The 12,030-nt window shown below is 70.0% G+C and carries 10 protein-coding genes and 1 pseudogene; all 11 read left to right on the forward strand.

The features are described from left to right. Window positions 1-118: 118 nt before the first annotated feature. Window positions 119-832 (forward strand): MBL fold metallo-hydrolase, encoded by a 714-nt coding sequence (locus CCN35_RS01995; protein ID WP_067399133.1) that lies wholly within the window; start codon window positions 119-121, stop codon window positions 830-832. 13 nt (window positions 833-845) lie between these two features. After that, window positions 846-2,108 (forward strand): histidine--tRNA ligase, encoded by a 1,263-nt coding sequence (gene hisS / locus CCN35_RS02000; protein WP_086791334.1) that lies wholly within the window; start codon window positions 846-848, stop codon window positions 2,106-2,108. A gap of 228 nt (window positions 2,109-2,336) precedes the next feature. After that, a complete protein-coding gene (locus CCN35_RS02005; RefSeq protein ID WP_067399139.1) occupies window positions 2,337-2,993 on the forward strand; it encodes a vitamin K epoxide reductase family protein in 657 nt (218 codons plus the stop codon). Window positions 2,994-3,058: 65 nt separating this feature from the next. Continuing rightward, on the forward strand, window positions 3,059-4,414 hold the full coding sequence (locus CCN35_RS02010; protein ID WP_067399142.1) for a replication-associated recombination protein A: 1,356 nt from the start codon (window positions 3,059-3,061) through the stop codon (window positions 4,412-4,414). A 372-nt stretch (window positions 4,415-4,786) separates the two neighbouring features. Next, window positions 4,787-5,401, forward strand: a complete 615-nt coding sequence (rpsD, locus tag CCN35_RS02015; protein WP_067399166.1) for a 30S ribosomal protein S4 — start codon at window positions 4,787-4,789, stop codon at window positions 5,399-5,401. Between the two features lie 397 nt (window positions 5,402-5,798). Further along, a complete protein-coding gene (locus CCN35_RS02020; protein ID WP_201450919.1) occupies window positions 5,799-6,248 on the forward strand; it encodes a DUF948 domain-containing protein in 450 nt (149 codons plus the stop codon). A 9-nt stretch (window positions 6,249-6,257) separates the two neighbouring features. Beyond that, the gene (locus CCN35_RS02025; protein ID WP_067399148.1) at window positions 6,258-6,656 is read left to right on the forward strand and encodes a hypothetical protein; all 399 of its coding nucleotides are present in this window, start codon (window positions 6,258-6,260) and stop codon (window positions 6,654-6,656) included. After that, complete coding sequence (alaS, locus tag CCN35_RS02030; RefSeq protein WP_086791336.1) at window positions 6,656-9,328, forward strand: alanine--tRNA ligase; 2,673 nt, start codon at window positions 6,656-6,658, stop codon at window positions 9,326-9,328. Before CCN35_RS02025 ends, alaS begins: the two co-directional genes overlap by 1 nt. Before the next feature lie 13 nt (window positions 9,329-9,341). After that, window positions 9,342-9,806 carry a Holliday junction resolvase RuvX gene (gene ruvX / locus CCN35_RS02035; protein WP_067399154.1) on the forward strand — a complete coding sequence of 155 codons (465 nt, stop codon included), beginning with the start codon at window positions 9,342-9,344 and terminating at the stop codon, window positions 9,804-9,806. Between the two features lie 120 nt (window positions 9,807-9,926). Continuing rightward, complete coding sequence (gene mltG, locus CCN35_RS02040) at window positions 9,927-11,645, forward strand: endolytic transglycosylase MltG (RefSeq protein ID WP_169721326.1); 1,719 nt, start codon at window positions 9,927-9,929, stop codon at window positions 11,643-11,645. Beyond that, window positions 11,626-12,030 (forward strand): annotated as a pseudogene (locus tag CCN35_RS02045) (shikimate dehydrogenase); the annotation flags it as partial. The gene mltG and the pseudogene CCN35_RS02045, both read left to right, overlap by 20 nt.

Raw genomic sequence — 12,030 nt, forward strand, 5'->3', positions numbered from 1 at the left:
CGCCGAGCAGGCGTCCGCGTGCGACCTGTACCGTATCGGGGTTCGCCGAGCATCCAGCAGCGCCGGTAGGCTCTGATCGCAGCTGTAGTCACCCGTATCGACACAACGAAGGACGATCGTGCTCATTGCCGGGTTCCCCGCCGGGGCCTGGGCGACGAACTGCTACCTCGTCGCCCCCGCCGCCGGTGAGGAGTGCGTGATCATCGACCCCGGCCACCAGGCCGCCCAGGGCGTCGAGGAAGCGATCCGGAAGCATCGGCTCAAGCCCGTCGCCGTCGTCCTCACCCACGGCCACATCGACCATGTGGCCTCGGTCGTCCCGGTCTGCGGCGCGCACGACGTGCCGGCGTGGATCCACCCGGCCGACCGGTACATGATGAGCGACCCCGAGAAGGCGCTCGGCCGTTCCATCGGGATGCCGCTGATGGGCGAGCTGACCGTGGGGGAGCCGGACGACGTCAAGGAGCTGGCCGACGGCACCGTGCTGAAACTGGCCGGGCTGGAGTTCTTCGTCGCGCACGCACCCGGCCATACCAAGGGGTCGGTGACCTTCCGGATGCCCGGGACCGCGGACGTTCCGCAGGTGTTCTTCTCCGGGGATCTGCTCTTCGCCGGCTCCATCGGACGCACCGACCTGCCCGGCGGTGACATGGCCGAGATGCTCGACTCGCTGGCCCGCGTGTGCCTGCCGCTCGACGACTCGACCGTGGTACTGGCCGGCCACGGCCCCCAGACGACCATCGGCCAGGAGCGTGCCACCAACCCCTATCTGCGACAGGTGGCCGCCGGCCTGGGAGCGGACACGGACGACGCTCCCCGACGAGGAATGTGACGAGAGACCTTCCGTGAGCACCTTCAAGGCCCCCAAGGGCACGTACGACCTGATCCCGCCGGCCTCCGCCACGTACCTGGCGGTCCGGGAGGCGATCGCCGCCCCGCTGCGCAACTCCGGCTACGGCTACATCGAGACGCCCGGCTTCGAGAACGTCGAGCTCTTCGCGCGCGGGGTCGGCGAGTCCACCGACATCGTGACCAAGGAGATGTACGTCTTCGAGACCAAGGGCGGCGACCGGCTGGCCCTGCGTCCCGAGGGCACCGCCTCCGTGCTGCGCGCCGCCCTGGAGGCCAACCTCCACAAGGCGGGCAACCTGCCGGTCAAGCTCTGGTACTCCGGCTCCTACTACCGCTACGAGCGCCCCCAGAAGGGCCGTTACCGCCACTTCTCCCAGGTCGGCGCGGAGGCCATCGGCGCCGAGGACCCGGCGCTGGACGCCGAGCTGATCATCCTGGCCGACCAGGCGTACCGCTCGCTGGGCCTGAGCAACTTCCGCATCCTGCTCAACAGCCTCGGCGACAAGGAGTGCCGTCCGGTCTACCGCGCCGCCCTGCAGGACTTCCTGCGCGGCCTGGACCTGGACGACGACACCCGCCGGCGTGTCGAGAGCAACCCCCTGCGCGTCCTCGACGACAAGCGGGAGACGGTCCAGAAGCAGCTGGCGGGCGCCCCGCTGCTGCGCGACTACCTGTGCGACGCCTGCAAGACGTACCACGAGGAGGTGCGGTCCCTGCTGACGGCCCAGGGCGTCTCCTTCGAGGACGACCCCAAGCTGGTCCGCGGCCTGGACTACTACACGCGCACCACCTTCGAGTTCGTCCACGACGGCCTGGGCTCCCAGTCCGCGGTGGGCGGCGGCGGCCGCTACGACGGCCTCTCCGAGATGATCGGCGGCCCCGCCCTGCCCTCGGTGGGCTGGGCCCTGGGCGTGGACCGCACCGTCCTGGCCCTGCAGGCGGAGGGCATCGAGCTCCAGCTGCCCCCCACGACCAGCGTCTTCGCGGTCCCCCTCGGGGAGGAGGCCCGCCGCATCCTCTTCGCGAAGGTCACCGAGCTGCGCAAGGTGGGCATCGCGGCCGACTTCTCCTACGGCGGCAAGGGCCTGAAGGCGGCGATGAAGGCGGCCAACCGCTCGGGCGCGCGGTACGCCCTGGTGCTGGGCGAGCGGGACATCGCCGAGGGTGTCGTCCAGCTCAAGGACATGGAGTCCGGCGAGCAGACGGCGATCGGCATCAACGAGATCGTGGCGGAGCTGGAGTCGCGGCTCGGCTGAGCACGGCCGGACACGACCGGGCACGGCGCCCCGGGCGGCTCCCCGCCGCCCGGGGCGCCCGTCGTCCGGCGGTGTCCGTCGCCCGTCGTCCGGGGATGTCCGGAACCATGCGTTCGGAAACGGCCCGCGTGCCCTTCTTGCGCTCTTCTCACCCTGAGCACACGCACCGGTGCGGCACAATGGCCGTGCCCGAAGAAGGTCCGACCCACGAGCGACGGAATCGGCGTGATGAGCAAGACGACAGTCAAGGACGTGTCCGCGGAACCCGAGCCGGAACGCGCGGTGCCCGCGCCACGCACGGTGGGCGGCAGCCGTGCCTTCGGTCTGCTGCTGGTGATCACGGGCGCGGCCGGGCTGCTCGCCGCGTGGATCATCACGATCGACAAGCAGAAGATCCTCGAGGGCAAGCTCAGCGGCGACGTCTACACGCCGAGCTGCAGCATCAACCCGATCGTGTCGTGCGGCAGCGTCATGGAGAGCGCGCAGGCCACCGTCTTCGGCTTCCCGAATCCGCTGCTCGGTCTGGTCACCTACGGCATCGTCGTCTGCGTGGGCATGAGCCTGCTGGCCCGCGCCGCCTTCCCGCGCTGGTACTGGCTGACCTTCAACGCCGGCACGCTCTTCGGCGTCTGCTTCGTCACCTGGCTGATGTTCCAGTCGCTGTACCGGATCAACGCCCTGTGCCTGTGGTGCTCGCTGGCCTGGGCCGCCACGATCGTCATGTTCTGGTACGTGACCTCCTTCAACGTCCGCAACGGCTTCCTGCCGGCGCCGCGTCCGGTCAAGAACTTCCTTGACGAGTTCACCTGGGTGCTGCCGGCCACGCACTGCGGTGTGATCGTCATGCTGATCCTGACCCGCTGGGGCAGCAGCCTCTGGGCCTGACCCGCCCGGCGGGCCCGGTGCACGGCCGAGACGGTGCGGGCGGCGATGTGCCATAGGGTTTCAGCGTGGAGCCCGACCTGTTCACCGCCGCAGCAGAAGAACGCCAGGAGAAGGACCCGGCCGCGACTCCTCTGGCGGTCCGGATGCGTCCGCGCACCCTCGACGAGGTGGTGGGCCAGCAGCATCTGCTCAAGCCCGGCTCGCCCCTGCGACGCCTGGTCGGCGAGGGCGCGGGCGGCCCGGCCGGACCCTCGTCGGTGATCCTGTGGGGTCCGCCCGGCACCGGCAAGACCACCCTGGCGTACGTCGTCTCCAAGGCCACCAACAAGCGCTTCGTGGAGCTGTCGGCGATCACCGCGGGCGTCAAGGAGGTCCGCGCGGTCATCGACGGCGCCCGCCGGGCCTCCGGCGGCTACGGCCAGGAGACCGTGCTCTTCCTCGACGAGATCCACCGCTTCAGCAAGGCCCAGCAGGACTCCCTGCTCCCGGCCGTGGAGAACCGCTGGGTGACGCTGATCGCGGCCACCACGGAGAACCCGTACTTCTCCGTGATCTCCCCGCTGCTGTCCCGCTCCCTGCTGCTCACCCTCGAGCCGCTCACCGACGACGACATCCGCGGTCTGCTCCGCCGCGCCCTCACCGACGAGCGCGGTCTGAAGGGCACCGTCACCCTCCCCGAGGACACCGAGAACCACCTGCTGCGCATCGCCGGCGGCGACGCCCGCCGCGCCCTGACCGCCCTGGAGGCCGCCGCCGGGGCCGCCCTCGCCAAGGGCGAGGGCGAGATCGGCCTGACGACGCTGGAGGAGACCGTCGACCGGGCCGCGGTGAAGTACGACCGCTCCGGCGACCAGCACTACGACGTCGCCAGCGCCCTGATCAAGTCCATCCGCGGCTCCGACGTCGACGCCGCCCTGCACTATCTGGCCAGAATGATCGAGGCCGGCGAGGACCCCCGGTTCATCGCCCGCCGTCTGATGATCGCCGCCAGTGAGGACATCGGCCTCGCCGACCCGCACGCCCTGCCCATAGCCGTCGCCGCGGCCCAGGCCGTGGCCATGATCGGCATGCCCGAGGCGGCCCTCACCCTCAGCCACGCCACCATCGCCCTCGCCCTCGCCCCCAAGTCCAACTCCGCGACCACCGCGATCGGCGCCGCCCTGGAGGACGTCCGCAAGGGACTGGCCGGTCCCGTCCCGCCCCATCTGCGGGACGGGCACTACCGGGGCGCGGCCAGGCTCGGGCACGCCCAGGGGTACGTCTATCCGCACGACCTGCCCGAGGGCATCGTCGCCCAGCAGTACGCGCCGGACGCGCTGAAGGACCGCGAGTACTACACCCCGAGCCGGCACGGCGCCGAGGCGCGGTACGCGGACGCGGTGGAGTGGACCCGCAGGCACCTGGGCCGACGGCGGTCCTGACCCGGCCCGCGGTGCGGGGCGGGTCCCGGCACCCTGTAAACTGTGCCGAAGCGCTGAGTCCCGTGTCCGGAACCTCGCAAGAGGGGACGGCGCCACCAGAGCGGGACATCCAGCCGGAACCCCACCGCTTCGAAGCAGCGGGGATCCAGGAGCGTCGCGCACCGGCGAACGGTGTCGCGGGCAGCCCACCACCACCCGTGCAGTCCGGGAGCGGTCGGTGGGCCGTTCGCGTGCTGCACGTATGTGCCCAGACCAGGGGAGCGGCTGCCCACCAGGTCCGACAGGACCCGGCGGGATTCCCCGGCTGCGGATGCGACCTCCCTTAACCCTGGTGAAGCCGTACTCACACAGAAACACGAGGTGTTCGGTTCCATGGCGAACCAGTCCCGCCCGAAGGTCAAGAAGTCGCGTGCCCTCGGTATCGCGCTGACCCCGAAGGCCGTCAAGTACTTCGAGGCCCGCCCCTACCCGCCGGGTGAGCACGGCCGCGGCCGCAAGCAGAACTCGGACTACAAGGTCCGTCTGCTGGAGAAGCAGCGTCTGCGCGCTCAGTACGACATCTCCGAGCGCCAGCTGGTGCGCGCCTACGAGCGTGCCGCCAAGACCACGATGAAGACCGGTGACGCGCTCCTCATCGAGCTCGAGCGCCGTCTCGACGCCCTGGTCCTGCGTTCGGGCATCGCCCGCACGATCTACCAGGCCCGTCAGATGGTCACCCACGGCCACATCGAGGTCAACGGCAAGAAGGTCGACAAGCCGTCCTACCGTGTGCGTCCGGACGACGTCGTCCAGGTCCGTGAGCGCAGCAGGAACAAGACGCTCTTCCAGATCGCCCGCGAGGGCGGCTTCGCCCCCGAGGGCGAGACCCCGCGCTACCTGCAGGTGAACCTCAAGGCCCTGGCGTTCCGCCTGGACCGCGAGCCGACCCGCAAGGAGATCCCGGTGGTCTGCGACGAGCAGCTCGTCGTCGAGTACTACGCCCGCTGACGCAGCTGGTCGCACTTCCTCGGCCCGTCGTCCCTCCCGCCTTCCCGGCGGGCGGGGCGGCGGGCCCGCCCATGCCGCCGGCGGCCCACGACGGCGCTGCCGCCCCGAGCCGTCCGGCCGGGGCCGTGCACCGCCCCCGGTGCGGGCGCCCCGCGAGACAGGGGGGAGAAACGTCCCGCGAAGCCCGGAAGGAAACGGGACGCACGGGAAGGACAGGGGGACCGGGCTCCGTCCCGCCGCGCGCGGGAGCAAATCAGGTACGGAGCGCCACCTTGGGCGCGGTAGGCTCGGTGCACTACTTTCTCGACGTTTCTCGATGCCTTCGACGCCTTCGACGCCATCGCGGTGTCCTCGGCGTCCCCAAGGCCCTCGAGTTCAGGCACGTATCAGGGAGCAGGTGCGCACAGTGTCCGGTGGCGAGGTGGCCGGGATCCTGGTGGCCGTCTTCTGGGCGATCCTGGTCTCCTTCCTCGCCGTCGCGCTGGCGAGACTGGCCCAGACGCTCAAGGCGACCACCAAGCTCGTGGCGGACGTGACCGACCAGGCCGTTCCGCTGCTGGCCGACGCCTCCCGGGCGGTGCGCTCGGCGCAGACCCAGCTCGACCGCGTCGACGCGATCGCCTCCGACGTCCAGGAGGTCACCGCCAACGCCTCCGCGCTGTCCACCACCGTCGCCTCCACCTTCGGCGGTCCGCTGGTCAAGGTCGCCGCCTTCGGCTACGGCGTGCGCCGGGCCCTGAGCAGCCGCAGGGAGGACGTGCCCGTCAAGACGTCGAGGCGTACCGTGATCGTGGGCCGCACCGTCCCGGCCGCGCGACGGGGAAAGCGGAACAACCGGGAGAAGTAAGGACTGACGATGTTCCGCCGTACGTTCTGGTTCACCACAGGGCTCGCTGCCGGCGTGTGGGCCACCACCAAGGTCAACCGCAAGCTGAAGCAGCTGACCCCGGAGAACCTTGCCGTGATCGCGGCGAACAAGGCGCTCGAGGCCGGCCACCGGTTCAAGGACCGCGCGGTCTGCTTCGCGCTCGACGTCCGCGACCACATGGCCCAGCGGGAGGCCGAGCTCGGCGAGGCGCTCGGCATCGCCGCCCCCGTCGACCACGGGCTCCCCTCGTCCAAGCGCCCGGTCGCGCTCGAGCCGGGGGTGCCCCCGTCCCGGCGGTACGCCGCCATCGAGAACCACACCAGCCCGACGTACGTCGACGGCTCGCCGTATCCGACGTACTCGTACAACCGGAATGAGGACCACTGATGGAGTCGGCTGAGATCCGCCGTCGCTGGCTGAGCTTCTTCGAGGAGCGCGGGCACACCGTCGTCCCTTCGGCGTCGCTCATCGCGGACGACCCGACTCTGCTCCTCGTCCCGGCCGGCATGGTGCCCTTCAAGCCCTACTTCCTGGGTGAGGTCAAGCCGCCCTTCGCCCGTGCCACCAGCGTGCAGAAGTGCGTGCGCACGCCCGACATCGAGGAGGTCGGCAAGACCACGCGGCACGGCACGTTCTTCCAGATGTGCGGCAACTTCTCCTTCGGCGACTACTTCAAGGAAGGCGCCATCAAGCTCGCCTGGGAGCTGCTCACCACCCCCCAGGACAAGGGCGGTTACGGCCTGGAGCCGGAGAAGCTCTGGATCACCGTCTACAAGGACGACGACGAGGCCGAGCGGATCTGGCACGAGGTCATCGGCGTGCCCAAGGAGCGCATCCAGCGCATGGGCATGAAGGACAACTTCTGGTCCATGGGCGTGCCCGGCCCGTGCGGCCCCTGCTCCGAGATCAACTACGACCGCGGTCCCGAGTTCGGTCCCGAGGGCGGCCCCGCCGTCAACGACGAGCGGTACGTGGAGATCTGGAACCTCGTCTTCATGCAGTACGAGCGGGGCGAGGGCACCGGCAAGGACGACTTCGAGATCATCGGCGAACTGCCGAGCAAGAACATCGACACCGGTCTCGGCCTGGAACGGCTCGCCATGATTCTGCAGGGCGTGCGGAACATGTACGAGATCGACACCTCCATGGCCGTCATCGAGAAGGCCACCGAGCTGACCGGTGTCGCCTACGGCGACGCCGAGGAGTCGGACGTGTCCCTGCGCGTGGTCACCGACCACATGCGCACCGCCACCATGCTCATCGGCGACGGCGTCACCCCCGGCAACGAGGGCCGCGGCTACGTGCTGCGCCGCATCATGCGCCGCGCCATCCGCAACATGCGTCTGCTCGGCGCCACCGGTCCGGTCGTCAAGGACCTGATCGACGTCGTCATCGAGGTGATGGGCCGGCAGTACCCGGAGCTGATCACCGACCGCGAGCGCATCGAGAAGGTCGCCCTCGCCGAGGAGGCCCGTTTCCTCAAGACCCTCAACGCCGGCACGAACGTGCTGGACAGCGCCGTCGCCGAGGCCAAGGCCGCCGGCTCGACGGTGCTGCCCGGCGAGAAGGCCTTCCTGCTCCACGACACCTGGGGCTTCCCCATCGACCTCACCCTGGAGATGGCCGCCGAGCAGGGCCTCACCGTGGACGAGGAGGGCTTCCGCCGCCTGATGAAGGAGCAGCGGGAGCGCGCCAAGGCCGACGCCCAGGCCAAGAAGACCGGCCACGCCGACCTCGGCGCCTACCGCGAGATCGCCGACACCGCCGGCGAGACCGACTTCATCGGCTACACCGACACCGAGGGCGAGTCCACGGTCGTCGGCATCCTCGTCGACGGCGTCCCCTCCCCGGCCGCCACCGAGGGCGACGAGGTCGAGATCGTCCTGGACCGCACCCCGTTCTACGCCGAGGGCGGCGGCCAGATCGGCGACACCGGCCGGATCAAGGTCGACTCCGGTGCCGTCATCGAGGTCCGCGACTGCCAGAAGCCGGTTCCGGGCGTCTTCGTCCACAAGGGGGTCGTCCAGGTCGGTGAGGTCACCGTCGGCGCCAAGGCCCACGCCGCGATCGACGTCGAGCGCCGCAAGGCCATCGCCCGCGCCCACTCGGCCACGCACCTGACCCACCAGGCGCTGCGCGACGCCCTCGGCCCGACGGCCGCCCAGGCCGGCTCCGAGAACCAGCCGGGCCGCTTCCGCTTCGACTTCGGCTCCCCGTCCGCCGTGCCGCAGTCGGTGATGACCGATGTCGAGCAGAAGATCAACGAGGTGCTCGCCCGCGATCTCGACGTGCGCGCCGACATCATGAGCCTCGAGGAGGCCAAGAAGCAGGGCGCCCTCGCCGAGTTCGGCGAGAAGTACGGCGAGCGCGTGCGCGTGGTGACCATCGGCGACTTCTCCAAGGAGCTGTGCGGCGGCACCCATGTGCACAACACCGCCCAGCTGGGCCTGGTGAAGCTGCTCGGCGAGTCGTCGATCGGCTCCGGCGTACGCCGGGTCGAGGCCCTGGTCGGCGTGGACGCCTACCGCTTCCTCGCCCGCGAGCACACGGTCGTCTCCCAGCTCCAGGAGCTGCTCAAGGGCCGCCCCGAGGAGCTGCCGGAGAAGGTCTCCACGATGCTCGGCAAGCTGAAGGAGGCCGAGAAGGAGATCGAGAAGTTCCGCGCCGAGAAGGTGCTGCAGGCCGCCGCCGGGCTCGCCGAGTCCGCCAAGGACATCCGCGGCGTCGCCGTGGTCACCGGCCGGGTCCCGGACGGCACCACCCCGGACGACCTGCGCAAGCTGGTTCTCGACGTACGCGGCCGCATCCGGGGCGGACGGGCCGCCGTGGTCGCCCTGTTCACGGTGAACAACGGCAAGCCGCTGACGGTCGTCGCCACCAACGAGGCCGCCCGTGAGCGCGGACTGAAGGCCGGTGACATCGTCCGCACCGCCGCCAAGACCCTCGGCGGCGGCGGAGGCGGCAAGCCGGACGTCGCCCAGGGCGGCGGCCAGAACCCGGCCGCCGTCGGCGAGGCCGTGGAGGCCGTGGAACGCCTCGTGGCGGACACGGCCGGGTGACGGGGGCCGAGCGATGAGGAAAGGACGTCGACTCGCCATCGACGTCGGGGACGCCCGGATCGGGGTCGCCTCCTGCGACCCCGACGGGATCCTCGCCACCCCGGTGGAGACGGTCCCCGGCAGGGACGTCCCGGCCGCGCACCGGCGCCTCAGGCAACTGGTCGAGGAGTACGAGCCGATCGAGGTCGTCGTCGGGCTCCCGCGTTCCCTCAAGGGGGGCGAGGGCCCGGCGGCGGCCAAGGCCCGTGCCTTCGCCGAGGAGCTGGCCAAGGGCATCGCCCCGGTGCCCGTCCGGCTGGTGGACGAGCGGATGACCACGGTGACGGCCAGTCAGAGCCTGCGTGCCTCCGGGGTGAGGTCCAGGAAAGGACGCTCCGTGATCGACCAGGCCGCCGCCGTCATTATTTTGCAGCAAGCCCTCGAATCCGAACGAGTGTCAGGTAAAGCACCCGGTGAGGGCGTCGAAGTGGTCATCTGATCGCGGTACGGTAACGTTCCGCGCGATGCGCCGGAGTTCGAACAGCAGGCGCACAGCAAGAGGCGGAACGGCAACCGGTCACCACGCCGCGTGACGTCGCCTCGCGGCTTTAGGGGATCGATGACTGAGTATGGCCGGGGCCCAGGCTCCGAACCGTGGCATCCGGATGATCCGCTGTACGGAGACGGCGGATGGGGAGGACAGCAGGCCCCGACGGGCCCGCAGCCTGCTTACGGAGACCGGCCTCAGAATCATCTGCAGCAGCCGCAGTACGGCGAGTGGGGGCACGGACAGCAGGCCGGCTACGGCGGGCAGCACCAGCAGCAGTACGGCGGGCAGGACCCCCTTCAGGCTCCGCACTACGGCCAGCAGGGGCACCAGCAGTACGCGGGTCACCTCCAGGACCAGCAGTACCAGCAGGGCGGCTGGGACAACACCGGCGGCGGGCAGCAGCCGGTGTACCCGGCCGACCCGTACGGCTCGCAGGCCGCTGCCCAGGGTGCCGAGCAGCCCGGTTACTACGGCACCTCCGACGCCGGCCCCCAGCCCCAGGCGCCGGACCACCGGCACACCGAGCCGGAACAGCGGCCCGACTGGGATCCCGAGCCCGGACCCGACCGGGACGACCACCCCTTCTTCGCGGGCGGCGACGAGGCCGACGCCGGCGACCCGGGGAACGAGGAGCGGGGGCGCGGCGACCGCAGGGGACGCGGCAAGGGCAGGAACGGCAGGAACGGAAAGAGCAGGGAAAAGGGGAAGAAGCGCCGCAACGGCTGCGCCTGCCTGGTCGTCGCCATGGTGCTCGGCGGCGGTGCGGTCGGCACCACGTACTACGGCTACACGATCTACCAGAATCGTTTCGGTCCGGCGCCGGACTACAAGGGCGACGGCATCGACGAGACGGTGACCGTGGAGATTCCCAAGGGCGCGGGCGGCTACGACATCGGCCGCGCCCTGAAGGCGGCGGGCGTCGTCAAGAGCGTCGACGCCTTCGTCGCCGCGCAGACCCGCAACCCCAGGGGGAAGCAGATCCAGGCGGGCGCCTATCTGCTGAGGAAGAAGATGTCCGCGGCCAGCGCGGTCGCGATGATGCTCGACCCGAAGAGCCAGAGCAACGTCCTGGTGAAGCCGGGCCAGCGCAACGTCCAGGTCTACGCCGACATCGACAAGCGGCTGGAGCTGCCCCCGGGCACCACGCGGAAGGTCGCCGCGGAGCAGTACAAGAACCTGGGCCTGCCGAGCTGGGCCAACAGCCACAGCCAGATCAAGGATCCGCTGGAGGGCTTCCTCCGCCCGGGCACCTACCCCGCGGCCAAGGGCATGAAGCCCGAGGCGGTCCTGAAGGAAATGGTCAAGCGGGCCAGCGAGAACTACAGCAAGTACAACCTCGCCGCGAAGGCGAAGGAACTGAACCTGAAGAACCCGCTCGAGCTCGTCACGGTCGCGAGCCTGGTCCAGGCCGAGGGCAAGACGCACGACGACTTCCGCAAGATGTCGGAAGTCATCTACAACCGTCTCAAGCCGACCAACACCGAGACCAACCAGCTGCTGCAGTTCGATTCGACCTTCAACTATCTGAAGGGCGAGAGCAACATCCACATCAGCGAAAGAGAGATCAACAGCAACAAGGACCCGTACAACACCTACACCAACAAGGGTCTGCCGCCCGGGCCGATCGGAAACCCCGGCGACGACGCCCTGAAGGCGGCGCTGGACCCGACCGACGACGGCTGGATCTACTTCGTGGCGACCGACGGCATGAACAAGACCGAGTTCGCCAAGACCTACGAGGAATTCCAGAAGCTCAAGGACAAGTTCAATGCCAACGCGGGCAACTGACGTCCACCGGGCCGCCGTGCTCGGCTCGCCGATCGCCCACTCGCTCTCCCCGGTGCTGCACCGGGCGGCGTACGAGGAACTGGGGCTCACCCACTGGTCGTACGAACGGTTCGAGGTCGACGAGGCGGGCCTGCCCGGGTTCATCGAGGGCCTGGGACCGGAGTGGGCGGGACTGTCCCTGACCATGCCGCTGAAGCGGGCGGTCATCCCGCTGCTCGACTCGATCAGCGACACGGCCGCCTCCGTCGAGGCGGTCAACACGGTGGTGTTCACCGAGGACGGCCGCCGAGTCGACCTGCTCGATGCCGTGCTCGCGCAGGGCGGCGACCATGCCGGGCACATCGGTGTTGTCCCCGATCCGGCGGCCGTCCTCGGTGAACACCAC

Origin of the sequence: Streptomyces thermovulgaris (assembly GCF_002155915.1) — a bacterium.
GTDB lineage: Bacteria > Actinomycetota > Actinomycetes > Streptomycetales > Streptomycetaceae > Streptomyces > Streptomyces thermovulgaris.